Below are 17525 nucleotides of genomic sequence, written 5' to 3' on the forward strand. Positions count from 1 at the left end.
TGATCGTAGGCGGTTAACGGCAAGATTACCATAGGAAACAAAGGTAAGACGCCAAAGGATCAGAACATCCTTTGGCAAGTGAGGAAGTTAGTCGAGCTTAACGCCTAAACGGTGAGCAACCGCTTCGTACGCTTCAATCAGGCCACCCAGGCTCTGACGGAAACGGTCTTTGTCCATTTTATCCAGGGTTTCTTTATCCCACAGGCGGCTACCGTCCGGTGAGAACTCATCGCCCAGCACCACTTCGCCTTTGAACAGACCAAACTCCAGCTTGAAATCGACGAGGATCAGGCCCGCGTCATCAAACAGCTTTTTCAGCACGTCGTTGGCTTTATAGGTCAGCTCTTTCATGCGCGCCAGGTTCTCCTGGTTCACCCAGCCGAAGGTTTCGCAGTAGGATTCGTTGACCATCGGATCGTGCATAGCATCGTTTTTCAGGAACAGGTCGAACAGGGGTGGATTCAGTTCTATACCTTCTTCAATGCCGAGACGCTTCACCAGGGAGCCCGCCGCGCGGTTACGAATAACGCACTCAACCGGAACCATATCCAGTTTTTTCACCAGACATTCCGTATCGGACAGCAACGCTTCCATCTGGGTCGGGATACCCGCTTCGGCCAGTTTGGTCATAATGAAGTGGTTGAACTTGTTGTTCACCATGCCCTTACGATCGAACTGCTCAATGCGTGCGCCATCCCCTGCTGACGTATCATTGCGGAACTCGAGCACCAACAGATCCGGGTTTTCCGTGCTGTATACGGTCTTCGCTTTGCCACGATACAACTCAGCTTGCTTCTGCATCTTCATTACTCCTGGTGTGATGATTTGTGTTCAAAACTGGGGATATTATGCCACGCACACGTTTGCGTGGCACTAAAATAAAAAGGGCTGGATTCACCAGCCCTCATATTTATTTGCTGAATGCTGCCTGGAAGACAGCGACCAGCGCATCATTCTGAGACTGGGTAAGCGTGTGACCTTTTGGATCGATAAACTGCAGACTGCTGCGGTTATCAAGGTCGCCTACCTGAATCTTGTAGTCACCGGAGGCAAGCTGAGGATCTTTCGCGCCCAGTTCCTGCCATGCGCTGTCGGAGAGCGGCTTATACGTTGCCGTCATGCTGCCAGTTGAACGCGTGCTGTCGGTCACTTTCATGCCCACTTTTTCCAGCGTCGCTGGCAGACGCTGCCAGGTCTGGTTAAACGGTGCACGCACCACCAGCATTGGCAGGCCGGTATCATCCGCACCGCTTTGCACATCGAAGGTCGCGCCGTTGCGGCTCTGCGCGGCGTTGGCGGCATCGGTAGCGGTCTTATCCAGACCCGCGGCAATCACGTTCAGCATTTCAGTGCTGTAACGCTGCAGGGACGCGGCATCCGCAACCGGTTTACCCGCCTGCTCCAGGTTCAACAGCTTAACGTTAACCGCCTGCTGATAACCCTGCGGTTTTACGGAGACTTGATAACGACCGCGGTACTGCTGGTCTTCATCCAGACGGTTCCATTCGATCCAGTCGGTGGTTAACGTCTGGCTGGCGTCATCGCGTTTATCGATGGTGTAGTTCTTCGACTGAATGACGCTGACAACCTGCGGCCACAGCGTGCTACCGCGCGCGCTCTCAACCATCAGAGACGCCGTATTACCGGTGAACTGGGTACGCGCCCCGTTGACCAGCGCCAGAGGCTGTGCTGGCGGACGAATATCAAGCGCTTTACCGACCGGGCCGCTGCCGTTGGTCACGGGAATATTATAATCGCCGTTCTGAATCGGCAGGATCATACCAGCCGGTGCGTGAAGTTCAGCAAGCGGGGTCGCATCCAGATAGGATTCATCACCGCTCACCTGGCGCTTGTAGCGCGAATCTGAACTACAGGCAGCGAGCAGCATAACAAGCGAAACACTCGCAACCTTCACCAGGCGCGACTTCTGTACTGAATAAGCCATCAAATCTCCCTAAACTCTACAGCAAACCGGCATGCTTCAGCGCCGCCCTGACGATGTCACGACCGTGGTCGGTAATCGGTGTCATTGGCAGACGCAGCGTATCGGTTGCTACAAGCCCCAACGCCTTACATGCCCATTTCACTGGGATCGGATTGGGTTCGACAAATAATTTATTGTGCAGCGGCATCAGACGCTGATTAATGACACGCGCTTCATCAAAGTGACCGGCTGCGGCCAGTTTGCACATTTCAGCCATATCGCGCGCCGCAACGTTTGCCGTTACGGAGATCACGCCATGACCACCGAGCTGCATAAAGTCCAGCGCGGTCGCATCATCACCACTCAACAGGATAAAGTCGTCTGAAACCAGCTCTTTGATCTGATGAACGCGGCTTAAGTTCCCTGTCGCCTCTTTAATACCGATAATATTTTTTACTTCCGAGAGACGGCCAACGGTTTCCGGCAGCATATCGCAACCGGTACGGGACGGCACATTATACAGAATTTGTGGCAAGTCAGTATGTTCGGCGATGGCTTTGAAGTGCTGGAACAAACCTTCCTGAGTAGGACGGTTGTAATAAGGTGTCACCGTCAGACAGCCAACGATGCCGCTGTCGTTAAAACGTTTGGTCAGGCTGATAGCTTCTGCGGTTGCATTAGCCCCTGTCCCCGCGATAACCGGAATACGTCCGTCAGCCAGTTCCAGGGTCAGCATCACCACATCGCCGTGCTCGTCGTGGCTCAGCGTTGCGGATTCACCGGTAGTCCCTACCGAAACGATCGCCGAGGTTCCATTGGCGACATGGTAATCAATGAGCTTCTTCATGCTTGACCGGCAGACATTACCTTTTTCATCCATCGGTGTAACAAGCGCGACAATACTTCCCGTGAACATGAGCCATCCTCTGTGCGAACAAGAGTCTCAATGGTACGTTTGGAACTGTAATAAAAGCAAGCGACCTGAGGCCCTCAGGCGGTTGTATGCATGTTTTTTTTATGCTTTCCTTAGGAAGACTTAACCATGCAAAGGAAGAACAGGTTTGACAACCTCATCACAACATTACCTTGTTATCACTGCGCTGGGTGCCGACAGGCCGGGTATCGTGAACACCATCACCCGCCACGTAAGCAGCTGCGGCTGTAATATCGAAGACAGCCGTCTGGCCATGCTTGGCGAAGAGTTCACATTTATTATGTTGCTTTCCGGGACATGGAACGCCATTACGTTGATTGAATCGACCCTGCCGCTGAAGGGAGCCGAACTGGATCTGCTGATTGTCATGAAGCGCACCACTGCGCGTCCACGTCCGGCACTGCCTTCTACCGTCTGGGTACAGGTTGAAGTACCTGATTCTCCGCATCTGATTGAGCGTTTCACGGCGCTTTTTGATAGCCATCAGATGAATATTGCCGAACTGGTTTCCCGTACGCAGACAAGCGATGACCACGGTCTTCCGGTGCTGTTTATTCAAATTACCGCGCACAGCCCTGCCTCACAGGATGCGTCAAATATCGAGCAAGCGTTTAAAGCCCTCTGTACAGAATTAAACGCGCAGGGCAGTATAAGCGTCGTCAATTATTCGCAGCACGAACAGGATGGAGTTGAGTAATGAACCCACTGAAAGCCGGTGACATCGCACCGAAATTTAGCTTACCGGATCAAGACGGCGAGCAAGTAAATTTGACCGACTTCCAGGGACAGCGTGTTCTGGTCTATTTCTACCCGAAAGCCATGACCCCCGGCTGCACCGTACAGGCCTGCGGCTTACGCGACAACATGGACGAGTTGAAAAAAGTCGGCGTGGAAGTGCTGGGTATCAGCACGGATAAACCAGAAAAGCTGTCACGATTTGCTGAAAAAGAGCTGCTGAACTTCACGCTGCTTTCTGATGAAGATCATCAGGTGTGCGAGCAGTTCGGCGTCTGGGGCGAGAAGACGTTTATGGGTAAAACCTACGACGGCATTCACCGCATCAGCTTCCTGATTGACGCTGACGGTAAAGTTGAACATGTGTTTGACGACTTCAAAACCAGCAACCACCACGACGTGGTGTTGAACTGGCTGAAAGCAAGCGCCTGATAAACAGCAAAACGGCAACCCAGGTTGCCGTTTTTCGTGTTTTCCCCTCTCCCCGTGGGGGTGTAAGACCCGGGGTGAGGGCATCAGGACGAACAAAAACTACTTCTCTGCCACCGCCGGCACATCCGGCCATGCGTGGACCACGGCTTTAATCAGCGTCGCCAGTGGAATCGCAAAGAATACGCCCCAGAATCCCCACAGCCCGCCGAAAATGACAACGGATAAGATAATCACCAGCGGATGCAGGTTCACCGCTTCGGAAAACAGCACCGGCACCAGCAGGTTACCGTCCAGCCCCTGAATAATCAGGTACACCGCGAAGCAGCTCCAGAACTCTGTCCCCAGCCCAAACTGGAACAACGCGACCCCAACAACCGGAATGGTCACCACAAACGCGCCGATGTACGGAATCAGGACCGACAGCCCCACCAGCACCGCCAGCAGCAGCGAGTAGTTCAGGCCGAAAATCAGGAAGCCAATCCAGGTGGCTACCCCCACGACAATCATCTCCAGCACCTTGCCGCGAATGTAGTTTGTGATCTGCTGGTTCATCTCTTCCCAAACCTGCCCTGCCAGCCCGCGGTTGCGTGGCAGAATACGGCGCACGGCGTTGAGCATCTGATCTTTATCTTTCACCAGGAAGAAGACCATCAGCGGCACGAGCACAAGGTAAACCGCCAGCGTCAGCAGTCCGACCAGCGAGGCCAGAGAGTACTTCACCACCGAATCTCCCATCGTCATGATGCGGGCGCGCATATTTTCGGCCATCGCGTCGATAATCCCGGCATCCATCAGGGCCGGGTAACGGCGCGGCAGCGTGGCGGCAAAATCAGAAAGCTTGTTCAGCATGCCGGGCATATCGCGAATAAGGTAGATCCCCTGCTGCCAGGCCACCGGCATCACCACAAAGGCCATTAACAGCAGGATGCCGACAAACAGCACCAGGACGATGCTGGTCGCCCAGCGACGGGAACAGCCGATATGTTCCAGGCGCGCCGTTGGCCACTCCAGCAGGTACGCCAGCACAATCGCCACCAGCAGGGGGGCGAGCAGGCCGCTGAAGAAGAACAGAATACCGAACCCGGCAACCAGAATAACCAATAAAGCAATGGCTTCCGGGTCGCTGAACCGACGCCGGTACCACTGCATTAACATTTCGAGCATACAACCCTTCCCTGAATCGAATGGCGGGAGTGAGACGGTGAATTGTATCTAACTGTCACAAAAAAGACTTTCGCTTTTTGTATCCCAATCGCAATCCGCAAAAGCCTGATGAATGGGATTTTCTTCATGCTATAACACGGCTACACTCGCAGAGCAGCAGAGATGAACGTTATGCCGGTTCATCGGTCAAATTAGCACATCCAACATACAGGACAGTGGTTATGTTCAGGCAGTTGAGAAAAACACTGGTTGCAACACTGATTGCCGCGGTGACGGTCGGTCAGGTGTTGCCCGCTTTTGCTGACTCGTCCGATTCATTGCCGGACATGGGCACCACAGCAGGAAGCACGCTCTCTATTGGGCAAGAGATGCAAATGGGGGATTACTATGTTCGCCAGCTGCGCGGCAGCGCCCCGCTCATTAACGACCCTTTGCTGGTACAGTACATTAACGGGCTGGGGATGCGTCTGGTTTCGCACGCCGACTCGGTAAAAACGCCCTTCCACTTCTATTTAATCAATAATGACGAAATCAACGCCTTCGCCTTCTTTGGCGGTAACGTGGTGCTGCATTCGGCGTTATTCCGTTATTCCGACAACGAAAGCCAGCTGGCCTCGGTAATGGCGCACGAAATTTCGCACGTCACCCAGCGCCACCTGGCGCGCGCCATGGAAGACCAGAAACGTAACGCTCCCCTCACCTGGGTGGGCGCGCTGGGCTCGATTCTGCTGGCGATGGCCAGCCCGCAGGCCGGGATGGCGGCCCTGACCGGTACGCTGGCGGGAACGCGCCAGGGGATGATCAGCTTTACCCAACAAAACGAACAAGAAGCAGACCGCATCGGGATTCAGGTGCTGCAGCGTTCGGGCTTTGACCCGCAGGCCATGCCGAGTTTTCTGGAAAAACTGCTCGATCAGGCGCGTTACTCTTCCCGTCCGCCGGAAATTCTGCTGACCCACCCGCTGCCGGAAAGCCGTCTGTCGGACGCGCGTAACCGTGCCAACCAGATGCGTCCGGTCGTGGTCCAGTCTTCGCAGGATTTCTACATGGCAAAAGTGAGAACGCTTGGGATGTACAATTCCGGACGTAACCAGCTCACCAGTGACCTGCTGGATACCCTGGCGAAAGGCAACGTGCGCGAGAAAAACGCCGCGCAGTATGGTCAGGCGCTCCAGGCGATGGAAGCCAGCAAATACGACGAGGCGCGTAAAGCGCTGCAGCCGCTTCTGGCGGCCGACCCGAATAACCCGTGGTACCTCGATCTGTCGACGGATATCGATTTGGGGCAGAAGAAAACGGCCGATGCGATTAACCGCCTGAAAGGGGCGAAAGACGTCCGTACCAATCCGGTGCTGCAGCTTAACCTGGCGAATGCTTACTTACAGGGTGGTCAGCCCGGCGAAGCGGCAACCATTCTGAACCGCTACACCTTTAACAATAAAGACGATCAAAACGGCTGGGACCTGCTCGCTCAGGCGGAAGCCCAGCTCGGCAACCGCGATCAGGAACTGGCGGCGCGTGCCGAAGGTTTTGCCCTGGTGGGCCGCCTCGATCAGGCGATTTCCATGCTCAGCAGCGCCAGCGCGCAGGTCAAGCTCGGCAGCCTCCAGCAGGCCCGTTACGACGCGCGTATCGATCAGCTGCGCGGCCTGCAGCAGCGCTTTAAGCCGTACGAGAAGATGTAATAAAGGAGAATTCACGTCATGACAGACGCCGTAAAAATCTATCACAACCCTCGCTGCTCCAAGAGCCGCGATACCCTGAGCCTGCTGAAGTCTAACGGCGTTGAGCCGGAGGTGGTGCTGTACCTTGACCCCCCACCTGACGCGCAAACCCTCCGCCAGCTGCTGCACATGCTGGGAATGGGCAGTGCAAGAGAGCTGATGCGCCAGAAAGAAGATCTGTATAAGTCGCTTAACCTGGATGACAGCCGTCTCACCGAGGCTGAACTGGTCCAGGCGATGGTTGAAAATCCAAAGCTGATTGAGCGCCCGATTGTGGTGGCCAACGGCCAGGCGCGCATTGGACGTCCGCCGGAAGACGTGCTCGAGATCCTCTGATTGTTTCGCCCGGTGGCGCTATGCTTGCCGGGCCTGCAAAACCCGCAAGCCCCCCGGCAAAAAACTCAAAGCTTGAGAATATCTTTCACAAACGGAATGGTCAGCTTGCGCTGGGCGGTAATGGAGGCGCGATCGAGCTGATCCAGCGTGTCGAACAGCGTGCGCATTTCGCGGTCCAGCCGCTTCAGCAGGAAACGGCCCACGTCTTCCGGCAGCTCAAATCCGCGCTGCTTTGCGCGCAGCTGTAGCGCCTGAAGCTTATCTTCATCCGACAGCGGCTGGAGCTTGTAAATTTGGCCCCAGTCCAGACGAGACGCCAGATCCGGCAGGCCCAGATTCAGCTGGCGAGGTGGACGATCGCCGGTGATCAGCAGCCGGGTTTTGCCCGATTCCAGAATGCGGTTATAGAGGTTAAAGATCGCCATTTCCCACGGCTCATCCCCCGCCACGCATTCGATGTTATCGATGCAGACCAGGGAGAGATGTTCCATTCCCTCAAGCACCTCAGGCACGAACCAGGTACGTTTATCCAGCGGCACGTAGCCTACCGCATCTCCGCGCGCCGAAAGCTCCGCGCAGGCGGCATGCAGAAGGTGGCTGCGCCCCGCGCCTTCGCGTGACCAGATATAGATGTATCCGCTGTGATCCTGGCGCAGCACGTTTTGCAGTGCAGCCAGTAAAGAGGGGTTATCACCCGGCCAGAAACTCGCGAAAGTTTCGTCGTCAGGGAGATAGAGTGGCAGAGAGAGCTGTGCCGGTCCGTTCAGAAGTACCTCAACCAGATCTTACATAAAATCGGAACGGAGTTTAGCACGGAACCTGCAAGGAGAGAACCGGGCGATCCCTCGCCCGTTAATACGATCAATCTGACGCTTTTTGGCTGTCGTCCGCGTCCAGAATTTCTTCTTCCGGGCGGATGACCGAGATCAGCTTGAAGATCAGGCTCAGGCCCACGCCGACGATGGTCGCCAGCGCCATGCCTTTCAGCTCCGCCGCACCAATGTGTACCTTCGCACCGCTCACGCCGATGATCAGGATAACGGAAGTCAGGATCAGGTTTTGCGCCTTGCTGTAATCCACTTTGGATTCAATCAGCACGCGAATACCGGAGGCACCGATCACGCCGTACAGCAGCAGAGAAACGCCGCCCATCACCGGCACAGGAATGATCTGAATCGCTGCCGCCAGCTTGCCGACGCAGGAGAGCAGAATGGCGATGATCGCCGCACCGCCGATAACCCAGGTACTGTAGACGCGGGTAATCGCCATCACGCCGATGTTCTCACCGTAGGTGGTGTTTGGCGTGGAGCCAAAGAATCCGGAGATGATGGTGGAGAAGCCGTTCGCAAACATGGAACGGTGCAGCCCCGGGTCGCGGATTAAATCGCGCTTAACGATGTTCGCCGTCACCACCAGGTGGCCGACGTGCTCCGCAATCACCACCAGCGCCGCAGGCAGAATGGTGAAGATCGCAAACCATTCGAAGCGAGGGGTGTAGAAGGTTGGCAGCGCAAACCAGTGAGCCTGAGCAATCGGGGTGGTGTCCACCACGCCCATCGCGAAGGAGAGCGCATAGCCCGCCAGCACGCCGATCAGAATCGGGATAATCGCCATAAAGCCGCGGAACAGCACGGAGCCAAACACCGTTACGCCCAGCGTTACCAGCGAAATGATAATGGTTTTGGAATCCGGTGACTGGCCGTCAGCGGGCAGCAGACCAGCCATATTCGCCGCGACGCCCGCCAGCTCAAGACCGATGACGGCAACGATTGCGCCCATCGCCGCAGGGGGGAACATCACGTCCAGCCAGCCGGTACCGGCTTTCTTCACAATGAAGGACACCACGCAGAACAGGACGCCACACATGATAAAGCCGCCCAGCGCGACTTCATAACCCAGCGGCAGCAGCAGTAACACCGGCGAGATAAAGGCGAAACTCGACCCGAGATACGCCGGGATTTTTCCTTTACAGATAAAGAGGTACAGCAGCGTACCAATGCCGTTGAACAGCAGCACGGTAGCCGGGTTAATGTGGAACAGGATTGGCACCAGCACGGTTGCGCCAAACATGGCGAACAGGTGCTGCAAACTAAGCGGGATAGTCTGTAAAAGCGGCGGTCTTTCACTCACCCCGATAGCACGGCGCGTCATAGTGTTTTCCTCTGAGTAGTATTGTTGTTGGTGTTTTATTCAAAAAAAAGCCGACTATCAAAGTCGGCTTATTTATCGTTATTCGATTATTTCGTACCAAAGATCTTATCGCCGGCATCGCCGAGCCCCGGGATGATGTACCCGTGCTCGTTCAGGCCCTGGTCGATGGAGGCGGTATACAGCTCAACGTCCGGGTGCGCTTTTTCCAGCGCCGCGATCCCTTCCGGAGCAGCAACCAGTACCAGCACCTTAATGCTGTTACAGCCCGCGTTTTTCAGCAGGTCGATGGTAGCGATCATAGAGCCACCGGTCGCGAGCATTGGGTCAACTACCAGCGCCATACGCTCGTCGATGTTAGACACCAGCTTCTGGAAGTAAGGTACCGGCTCAAGGGTTTCTTCGTTACGGTAGATTCCAACCACGCTGATACGCGCGCTTGGCACGTGCTCCAGCACGCCTTCCATCATGCCGAGACCGGCACGCAGGATTGGCACCACGGTAATTTTCTTACCTTTGATCTGCTCAACCTGCACCGGGCCGTTCCAGCCTTCGATGGTGACTTTTTCTGTTTCCAGATCAGAGGTCGCTTCGTAGGTCAGCAGGCTGCCGACTTCAGATGCCAGTTCGCGAAAACGCTTCGTGCTGATGTCATGCTCACGCATCAGGCCCAACTTGTGTTTAACGAGTGGGTGTTTCACTTCCACAATCTTCATTCTCTTTCTCCTCTGAGGTGGCGTCCGCAAAAAAATCGCGGGATTATACCGCTTTTTTCGGATTAGGCCATACCCATGTTGCTTGACGTATATCAAGCAAAGTGATTTAGAGACAAAAAACCGGAGGCGAGACTCCGGCTTGGGTGCGGGTTCTGCCCGGTGGCGCTGCGCTTACGCGGGCCTACGTGTAGTGTAGGTCGGGTAAGCGTTAGCGCCACCCGACAATTACAGGTTATCGCCGTTGCTCGCAATCACCTGCTTATACCAGTCGAACGATTTCTTCTTACTGCGGTTCAGCGTGCCGTTCCCTTCATTGTCTTTATCCACAAAGATAAAGCCGTAGCGTTTTTTCATTTCGCCCGTACCGGCAGACACCAGGTCGATACAGCCCCACGGGGTATACCCCATAAGGTCTACGCCGTCTTCCACCACCGCTTTTTTCATCTCGCGAATGTGGGCGGCCAGGTAGTCAATGCGGTACTGGTCGTTCACCGTGCCGTCGCTCTCCTGCACGTCGATCGCGCCAAAGCCGTTCTCAACGATAAACAGCGGCAGCTGGTAGTGATCCCAGAACCAGTTGAGGGAGTAGCGAAGCCCCACCGGGTCAATCTGCCAGCCCCAGTCGGATTTCTGCACGTACGGGTTAGAGACCAGGCTCTTGCTCTCGTCGTAATCCAGCTGCGGGTTGTCCGCCGTCGCTTTGGTGGCAAAGGACATGTAGTAGCTGAAACCGATATAGTCCACGCAGCCCTGCGTCAGCGCCGCTTTATCTTCTTCGGTAATATCCAGGGCGAAGCCGCGACGCTCGAAGTAGTTGAGCAGATGCTGCGGGTACCTGCCGCGCACGTGCACATCGGTGAACCAGTAGCGGCGGTGCATGGCATTCATCGCCATCATCATATCGTCCGGCGCGCAGGTCAGCGGATAGATAGGACACATGGCAATCATGCAGCCAATCTGCAGCGACGGGTTAATCTCGCGCCCCGCCTTCACCGCCAGGGCACTGGCCACCAGCTCATAGTGCGCCGCCTGGAACATCACCGGCTCACGGTCTTCACCCGGCGCGTACTTCAACCCGGAGTTCGTGAATGGCGCAAAGTCTTCGTGGAAGTTAGCCTGGTTGTTGATCTCGTTGAAGGTCATCCAGTACTTCACTTTATGCTGATAGCGCTGGAACACCACTTTTGCAAAACGAACGAAGAAGTCGATCAGCTTACGGTTGCGCCAGCCGCCGTATTCCGTGACCAGATGGAAAGGCATCTCGAAGTGAGACAGGGTGATAACCGGTTCGATGCCGTACTTCAGGCACTCGTCGAACAGATCGTCATAGAATTTCAGGCCAGCCTCGTTAGGCTCAAGCTCATCGCCTTTCGGGAAGATCCGTGTCCAGGCGATAGAGGTGCGGAAGCATTTGAAGCCCATATCGGCAAAGAGCTTGATGTCTTCTTTATAGCGATGGTAGAAATCGATGGCTTCATGGTTAGGGTAATTTTTCCCTTCCAGCACGCCGTTAGTGATTTCACGCGGCACGCCGTGCGCGCCCGCGGTCATGACATCGGCCACGCTCACGCCCTTGCCGCCCTCTTTCCACCCGCCTTCCAGCTGATGCGCCGCAACGGCCCCACCCCACAGAAAATCTGCTTTAAATCCTGACATTCGCTTTCCCTCATTCTGCGTTATTTTCTGCAAAAACAATTACAGAAACCGGTTTCAGTTCGATGATGTGCAAAGGGAATAGCTGTTGCAAGCAGTTCTCAGAAACCGGTTTCATTTTCGTGAACAGAGTCAAGTTTGGCTGCATTCACGGGGTACACAGAAAAAAAGATCCCCACGTCCAGAATAGGCTCGCAAACGTTTGCCTGGACTGTTAGAATTGCGCCGATTTTTCTTACTAGCTATGCAATCGCGTGGGGATTTAAGCCGTGACCAACAAAACTTCTCTCAGCTACAAAGATGCCGGTGTTGATATTGACGCAGGTAATGCGCTGGTTGACCGAATCAAAGGTGTGGTTAAAAAAACCCGCCGCCCGGAAGTGATGGGTGGTCTGGGTGGATTCGGCGCACTGTGCGCGCTGCCGCAAAAATATCGTGAACCTGTTCTGGTCTCGGGAACTGACGGTGTAGGCACTAAACTGCGTCTGGCGATGGATTTAAAACGTCACGACACGATCGGTATCGATCTGGTCGCGATGTGTGTGAATGACCTGGTGGTACAGGGCGCAGAGCCGCTGTTCTTCCTCGATTACTACGCGACCGGAAAACTGGACGTGGATACCGCAGCCAGCGTTATTAGCGGCATCGCCGAAGGCTGTCTGCAGTCCGGCTGCGCGCTGGTCGGTGGTGAAACCGCAGAAATGCCTGGCATGTATCACGGCGAAGATTATGACGTCGCGGGCTTCTGCGTCGGCGTAGTAGAAAAATCAGAAATTATCGACGGCAGCAAAGTGGCCGATGGCGATGTGCTGATCGCGCTGGCCTCCAGCGGCCCGCACTCTAACGGCTATTCCCTGGTGCGTAAAATCCTCGAAGTGAGCGGCTGTGACCCGCTAACTACCGAACTTGACGGTAAACCTCTGGCTGACCATCTGCTGGCGCCGACCCGCATCTACGTGAAAAACGTGCTTGAGCTTATCGAGAACGTCGACGTTCACGCCATCGCTCACCTGACCGGCGGCGGCTTCTGGGAAAACATTCCGCGCGTCCTGCCGGATAACACCCAGGCGGTGATCGACGAATCATCATGGCAGTGGCCAGCAGTGTTCAACTGGCTGCAGACCGCAGGCAACGTGAGCTCTCACGAAATGTACCGCACCTTTAACTGCGGCGTGGGCATGGTTATCGCCCTGCCGGCAAGCGAAGCGGATAAAGCGGTTAAGCTGCTGACTGAAAAAGGTGAAAACGCGTGGAAAATCGGTACGATTAAAGCTTCCGATTCCGAACAGCGTGTGGTCATTGAATGAAAAACATCGTGGTGCTCATTTCCGGCAACGGAAGCAATTTGCAGGCAATCATAGACGCCTGCAAACAGAAGAAAATCAATGGCACCATTCGGGCAGTTTTCAGCAACAAGGCCGACGCGTTCGGCCTTGAGCGTGCGCGGGAAGCGAACATTCCTGCGCACGCGCTGGAAGCCAGCCAGTTCGCCGGGCGTGAAGCCTTTGACCGCGAGCTGGTGCATGAGATTGATGCCTACGCACCGGACGTGGTCGTGCTGGCGGGCTATATGCGTATTCTGAGCACGGCCTTCGTCGAACACTTCGCTGGTCGTCTGCTGAATATCCACCCTTCCCTGCTGCCAAAATATCCCGGCCTGCACACCCATCGCCAGGTTCTGGAAAACGGCGATGAAGAGCACGGCACCTCCGTGCATTTCGTTACCGACGAGCTGGACGGTGGCCCGGTTATCCTGCAGGCCAAAGTCCCGGTCTTTGACGGCGACAGCGAAGAGGACGTGACCGAACGCGTGCAGACCCAGGAACACGCCATTTACCCGCTGGTGGTCAGCTGGTTTGTCGACGGGCGTCTCGAGATGCGCGACGGCGCAGCCTGGCTGGACGGCGTGAAGTTACCTCCGCAGGGTTATGCGGCCGAAGAGTAGTTGGTTATGTCGGGTGGCGCTGCTGCGCTTACCCGACCTGTACATTGCATTACCCGATATTCCCTTCTCCAACCTTCTAAAATCCCCAACAAAAAAAATAACTGTCATACTTTTCTGGCACTGTTGGACATATCGTGGAAATGCTCGCCATAATAAGGACGAGACGGATTTACCACGTCCTGTGATTGAACTGGAGTGTGAGCTGTAATGGGTCAGGAAAAGTTATATATCGAGAAAGAGCTAAGCTGGTTAGCATTCAACGAACGTGTACTCCAGGAAGCGGCAGACAAAAGTAACCCGCTGATCGAGCGCATGCGTTTTTTGGGCATTTATTCCAACAACCTGGATGAGTTCTACAAGGTTCGCTTTGCCGAGCTGAAAAGACGCATCATCATCAGCGAAGAACAGGGCTTAAACTCGCACTCGCGGCATCTGCTGGGCAAAATCCAGTCCCGCGTGCTGAAAGCCGATCAGGAATTTGACGGCCTGTATAACGAACTGCTGCTGGAGATGGCGCGCAATCAAATCTTCCTGATTAACGAACGTCAGCTTTCCGTTAACCAACAAAACTGGCTGCGCCACTACTTCAAACACTATCTGCGCCAGCACATTACCCCGATTCTGATCAACCGCGAAACCGATCTGGTACAGTTCCTGAAGGATGATTACACCTACCTGGCGGTGGAAATTATTCGCGGTGAATCCATCCGTTACGCACTGCTGGAGATCCCGTCCGACAAGGTGCCGCGCTTTGTGAACCTGCCGCCGGAAACCCCGCGCAGACGCAAGCCGATGATCCTGCTGGACAACATCCTGCGCTACTGTCTGGACGACATCTTCAAAGGCTTTTTCGATTACGATGCGTTAAACGCCTACTCGATGAAGATGACCCGTGACGCCGAATATGACCTGGTGCACGAGATGGAAGCCAGCCTGATGGAGCTGATGTCCTCCAGCCTGAAACAGCGCCTGACGGCCGAGCCGGTGCGCTTTGTCTATCAGCGCGATATGCCGGACGCCATGGTGGAGATGCTGCGCGAGAAACTGACCATTTCGCGCTATGACTCCATCGTTCCGGGTGGCCGTTACCACAACTTTAAAGACTTTATTGGCTTCCCTAATGTCGGCAAAGCCAATCTGGTGAACAAGCCGCTGCCGCGCCTGCGCCATCTGTGGTTCGATAAATTCCGCAACGGATTCGACGCCATCCGCGAACGCGACGTCCTGCTCTACTATCCGTATCATACGTTTGAGCACGTGCTGGAACTGCTGCGTCAGGCCTCGTTCGATCCGAGCGTGCTGGCGATCAAAATCAACATCTACCGCGTGGCAAAAGATTCTCGCATCATCGACGCGATGATCCATGCGGCGCACAACGCCAAAAAAGTCACCGTGGTGGTTGAGCTGCAGGCGCGCTTCGACGAAGAGGCCAACATTCACTGGGCGCGCCGTCTGACGGAAGCCGGTGTGCACGTCATCTTCTCCGCGCCGGGGCTGAAAATTCACGCCAAGCTGTTCCTCATCTCCCGTAAAGAGGGTGACGATGTGGTGCGTTATGCCCACATCGGTACCGGGAACTTTAACGAGAAAACCGCGCGAATTTATACCGACTACTCGCTCTTAACCGCCGACGCCCGCATCACTAACGAAGTGCGCCGTGTCTTTAACTTTATCGAAAACCCGTACCGTCCGGTGAGCTTCGACTATCTGCTGGTCTCGCCGCAGAACTCGCGCCGCCTGCTGTACGATATGATCGATAAAGAGATCGCCAATGCCCAGAAAGGACTGTCGTCCGGCATCACGCTGAAGTTAAACAACCTTGTTGATAAAGGACTGGTGGACAGGCTGTATGCGGCGTCCAGCTCCGGCGTACCGGTTAACCTGCTGATCCGCGGCATGTGCTCGCTGATCCCGGAACTGGAAGGCATCAGCGACAATATTCGCGTGATCAGCATCGTTGACCGTTACCTGGAACACGATCGGATCTATATTTTTGATAATGCGGGTGACAAACAGGTCTATCTCTCTTCGGCAGACTGGATGACGCGCAATATTGACTACCGTATTGAAGTCGCGGCGCCGCTGCTGGATCCGCGTCTGAAGCAGCAGATCCTCGACATCATCGAGATTCTGTTCAGCGATACCGTGAAAGCACGCTATATCGACAAAGAACTCAGTAACCGCTATGTACCGCGTGGCAACCGCCGCAAAGTGCGGTCACAACTGGCGATTTATGACTATATCAAATCACTCGAGCAACCCGATTAACCTATGCCGATAAATGATAAGACCCCACGCCCGCAGGAATTCGCCGCGGTCGACCTTGGCTCTAACAGTTTCCACATGGTCATCGCCCGTGAGGTGGATGGCGCGCTGCAGATCATCGGTCGTCTGAAGCAGCGCGTACACCTGGCGGATGGTCTTGATGAACGTAGCATGCTCAGCGAAGAAGCGATGGAGCGTGGGTTAAACTGCCTGTCGCTGTTTGCTGAACGCCTGCAGGGCTTCTCGCCCTCCAGCGTGTGCATCGTGGGCACCCACACCCTGCGCCAGGCGCTGAACGCGCCGGAGTTCCTCAAGCGGGCCGAAAAAGTGATCCCCTACCCGATTGAGATCATCTCCGGCAACGAGGAAGCGCGTCTGATCTTCATGGGCGTCGAGCACACCCAGCCGGAAAAAGGGCGCAAGCTGGTTGTCGATATCGGCGGCGGCTCTACGGAGCTGGTGATCGGCGAAGATTTTGAGCCACGCCTGGTGGAAAGCCGCCGTATGGGCTGCGTCAGCTTCGCGCAGATGTATTTCCCGGGCGGCACCATCACCCGCGAGAACTTCCAGCGTGCGCGTATGGCGGCCGTTCAGAAGCTGGAAAACCTGGCCTGGCAGTACCGTATTCAGGGCTGGAACGTGGCGCTGGGCGCATCCGGCTCGATTAAAGCCGCGCATGAAGTGCTGCTGGCGATGGGTGAAAAAGACGGGATTATTACCCCTGAACGCCTGGCTCTGCTCACCGAAGAAGTGCTGAAGCATAAAAGCTTCGACGCCCTGAGCCTGCCGGGCCTGTCCGATGAGCGGAAATCAGTTTTCGTTCCGGGGCTTGCGATCCTGTGCGGCGTGTTTGATGCGCTGGCGATTAAGGAGCTGCGCCTTTCCGACGGCGCGCTGCGTGAAGGCGTACTGTATGAGATGGAAGGCCGCTTCCGCCATCAGGATATCCGCAGCCGCACCGCGCAAAGCCTGGCCAACCAGTACAACATCGATCGCGAACAGGCGAAGCGCGTGCTGGAAACCACGGTGCAGATGTACGAACAGTGGGAGGAGCAGAATCCTAAGCTCGCGCACCCGCAGCTTGCCGCGCTGTTGAAATGGGCCGCGATGCTGCACGAGGTGGGGCTGAACATCAACCACAGCGGGATGCACCGCCATTCGGCCTACATTCTGCAAAACAGCGATCTGCCTGGCTTCAACCAGGAGCAGCAAACCATGATGGCGACCCTGGTGCGTTATCACCGTAAAGCCATCAAGCTCGACGATCTGCCGCGCTTCACGCTGTTCAAGAAAAAACAGTTCCTGCCGCTTATTCAGCTGCTGCGTCTGGGCGTGCTGCTCAATAATCAGCGCCAGGCCACCACCACGCCGCCCACGCTGAAGCTTAAAACCGACGACCATCACTGGACGCTGAGCTTCCCGCACGACTGGTTCAGCCAGAACGCGCTGGTCCTGCTGGACCTGGAAAAAGAGCAACAGTACTGGGAAGCCGTCACCGGCTGGCTGCTCAAAATTGAAGAAGAGAGCGCCGACGTCGCAGCCTAACGGC

At 55.5% G+C, this 17525-nt stretch carries 16 protein-coding genes; 8 read left to right on the forward strand and 8 right to left on the reverse strand.

From position 1 onward, the window contains the following. Window positions 1-87: 87 nt before the first annotated feature. From purC to dapA, 3 genes are all read right to left on the reverse strand, one after another. Window positions 88-801 carry a phosphoribosylaminoimidazolesuccinocarboxamide synthase gene (gene purC, locus KGP24_RS16675; RefSeq protein WP_032659350.1) on the reverse strand — a complete coding sequence of 238 codons (714 nt, stop codon included), beginning with the start codon at window positions 799-801 and terminating at the stop codon, window positions 88-90. Window positions 802-910: 109 nt separating this feature from the next. Further along, window positions 911-1945 (reverse strand): outer membrane protein assembly factor BamC, encoded by a 1035-nt coding sequence (bamC, locus tag KGP24_RS16680; protein ID WP_223561180.1) that lies wholly within the window; start codon window positions 1943-1945, stop codon window positions 911-913. Window positions 1946-1961: 16 nt separating this feature from the next. Next, entirely contained in the window at window positions 1962-2840 is an 879-nt protein-coding gene (dapA, locus tag KGP24_RS16685; RefSeq protein ID WP_223561181.1) for a 4-hydroxy-tetrahydrodipicolinate synthase, read from the reverse strand. A gap of 145 nt (window positions 2841-2985) precedes the next feature. Between dapA and KGP24_RS16690 the strand changes: the two genes are divergently transcribed. Both KGP24_RS16690 and bcp read left to right on the forward strand, forming a co-directional pair. Continuing rightward, the gene (locus KGP24_RS16690) at window positions 2986-3555 is read left to right on the forward strand and encodes a glycine cleavage system transcriptional repressor (RefSeq protein ID WP_023308758.1); all 570 of its coding nucleotides are present in this window, start codon (window positions 2986-2988) and stop codon (window positions 3553-3555) included. Beyond that, the gene (gene bcp / locus KGP24_RS16695) at window positions 3555-4025 is read left to right on the forward strand and encodes a thioredoxin-dependent thiol peroxidase (RefSeq protein ID WP_032659360.1); all 471 of its coding nucleotides are present in this window, start codon (window positions 3555-3557) and stop codon (window positions 4023-4025) included. The genes KGP24_RS16690 and bcp overlap by 1 nt, the downstream gene beginning before the upstream one ends. 99 nt (window positions 4026-4124) lie before the next feature. On the opposite strand, the gene KGP24_RS16700 is transcribed toward bcp, so the two are convergent. Continuing rightward, on the reverse strand, window positions 4125-5189 hold the full coding sequence (locus KGP24_RS16700) for an AI-2E family transporter (RefSeq protein WP_223561182.1): 1065 nt from the start codon (window positions 5187-5189) through the stop codon (window positions 4125-4127). Window positions 5190-5410: 221 nt separating this feature from the next. Between KGP24_RS16700 and bepA the strand changes: the two genes are divergently transcribed. Together bepA and arsC are read left to right on the forward strand one after the other, a co-directional pair. Next, entirely contained in the window at window positions 5411-6874 is a 1464-nt protein-coding gene (bepA, locus tag KGP24_RS16705) for a beta-barrel assembly-enhancing protease (protein ID WP_223561183.1), read from the forward strand. 18 nt (window positions 6875-6892) lie between these two features. Beyond that, window positions 6893-7249 carry an arsenate reductase (glutaredoxin) gene (arsC, locus tag KGP24_RS16710; RefSeq protein ID WP_223561184.1) on the forward strand — a complete coding sequence of 119 codons (357 nt, stop codon included), beginning with the start codon at window positions 6893-6895 and terminating at the stop codon, window positions 7247-7249. A gap of 65 nt (window positions 7250-7314) precedes the next feature. Here arsC and KGP24_RS16715 read toward each other — a convergent pair whose 3' ends face one another. From KGP24_RS16715 to KGP24_RS16730, 4 genes are all read right to left on the reverse strand, one after another. Continuing rightward, window positions 7315-8016 (reverse strand): DnaA inactivator Hda, encoded by a 702-nt coding sequence (locus KGP24_RS16715; protein ID WP_211438414.1) that lies wholly within the window; start codon window positions 8014-8016, stop codon window positions 7315-7317. Window positions 8017-8110: 94 nt separating this feature from the next. Next, window positions 8111-9400 (reverse strand): uracil permease, encoded by a 1290-nt coding sequence (gene uraA / locus KGP24_RS16720; protein WP_223561185.1) that lies wholly within the window; start codon window positions 9398-9400, stop codon window positions 8111-8113. An 86-nt stretch (window positions 9401-9486) separates the two neighbouring features. Further along, on the reverse strand, window positions 9487-10113 hold the full coding sequence (gene upp, locus KGP24_RS16725) for a uracil phosphoribosyltransferase (RefSeq protein WP_023308769.1): 627 nt from the start codon (window positions 10111-10113) through the stop codon (window positions 9487-9489). Between the two features lie 225 nt (window positions 10114-10338). Then, on the reverse strand, window positions 10339-11769 hold the full coding sequence (locus KGP24_RS16730; protein ID WP_223561186.1) for a 6-phospho-beta-glucosidase: 1431 nt from the start codon (window positions 11767-11769) through the stop codon (window positions 10339-10341). 266 nt (window positions 11770-12035) lie between these two features. Here KGP24_RS16730 and purM point away from each other — a divergent pair, with 266 nt between their 5' ends. From purM to ppx, 4 genes are all read left to right on the forward strand, one after another. After that, the gene (gene purM / locus KGP24_RS16735) at window positions 12036-13073 is read left to right on the forward strand and encodes a phosphoribosylformylglycinamidine cyclo-ligase (RefSeq protein WP_032643593.1); all 1038 of its coding nucleotides are present in this window, start codon (window positions 12036-12038) and stop codon (window positions 13071-13073) included. Next, window positions 13070-13711, forward strand: a complete 642-nt coding sequence (purN, locus tag KGP24_RS16740) for a phosphoribosylglycinamide formyltransferase (RefSeq protein ID WP_223561187.1) — start codon at window positions 13070-13072, stop codon at window positions 13709-13711. Before purM ends, purN begins: the two co-directional genes overlap by 4 nt. Window positions 13712-13918: 207 nt before the next feature. Beyond that, window positions 13919-15979, forward strand: coding sequence for a polyphosphate kinase 1 (ppk1, locus tag KGP24_RS16745; RefSeq protein WP_033146179.1), 2061 nt, complete (start codon window positions 13919-13921; stop codon window positions 15977-15979). Between the two features lie 3 nt (window positions 15980-15982). Further along, a complete protein-coding gene (ppx, locus tag KGP24_RS16750; protein WP_223561188.1) occupies window positions 15983-17521 on the forward strand; it encodes an exopolyphosphatase in 1539 nt (512 codons plus the stop codon). Window positions 17522-17525: the final 4 nt, after the last annotated feature.

This window comes from Enterobacter sp. JBIWA008 (genome assembly GCF_019968765.1).
Classification (GTDB): Bacteria; Pseudomonadota; Gammaproteobacteria; order Enterobacterales; family Enterobacteriaceae; genus Enterobacter.

Coding starts and splice junctions, on each gene's coding strand:
- ppk1 (WP_033146179.1), top strand. CDS start 13,919: ATGGGTCAGGAAAAGTTATATATCGAGAAAGAGCTAAGCTGGTTAGCA.
- upp (WP_023308769.1), bottom strand. CDS start 10,113: ATGAAGATTGTGGAAGTGAAACACCCACTCGTTAAACACAAGTTGGGC.
- arsC (WP_223561184.1), top strand. CDS start 6,893: ATGACAGACGCCGTAAAAATCTATCACAACCCTCGCTGCTCCAAGAGC.
- KGP24_RS16700 (WP_223561182.1), bottom strand. CDS start 5,189: ATGCTCGAAATGTTAATGCAGTGGTACCGGCGTCGGTTCAGCGACCCG.
- purN (WP_223561187.1), top strand. CDS start 13,070: ATGAAAAACATCGTGGTGCTCATTTCCGGCAACGGAAGCAATTTGCAG.
- uraA (WP_223561185.1), bottom strand. CDS start 9,400: ATGACGCGCCGTGCTATCGGGGTGAGTGAAAGACCGCCGCTTTTACAG.
- purC (WP_032659350.1), bottom strand. CDS start 801: ATGCAGAAGCAAGCTGAGTTGTATCGTGGCAAAGCGAAGACCGTATAC.
- KGP24_RS16730 (WP_223561186.1), bottom strand. CDS start 11,769: ATGTCAGGATTTAAAGCAGATTTTCTGTGGGGTGGGGCCGTTGCGGCG.
- dapA (WP_223561181.1), bottom strand. CDS start 2,840: ATGTTCACGGGAAGTATTGTCGCGCTTGTTACACCGATGGATGAAAAA.
- bamC (WP_223561180.1), bottom strand. CDS start 1,945: ATGGCTTATTCAGTACAGAAGTCGCGCCTGGTGAAGGTTGCGAGTGTT.
- ppx (WP_223561188.1), top strand. CDS start 15,983: ATGCCGATAAATGATAAGACCCCACGCCCGCAGGAATTCGCCGCGGTC.
- bcp (WP_032659360.1), top strand. CDS start 3,555: ATGAACCCACTGAAAGCCGGTGACATCGCACCGAAATTTAGCTTACCG.
- bepA (WP_223561183.1), top strand. CDS start 5,411: ATGTTCAGGCAGTTGAGAAAAACACTGGTTGCAACACTGATTGCCGCG.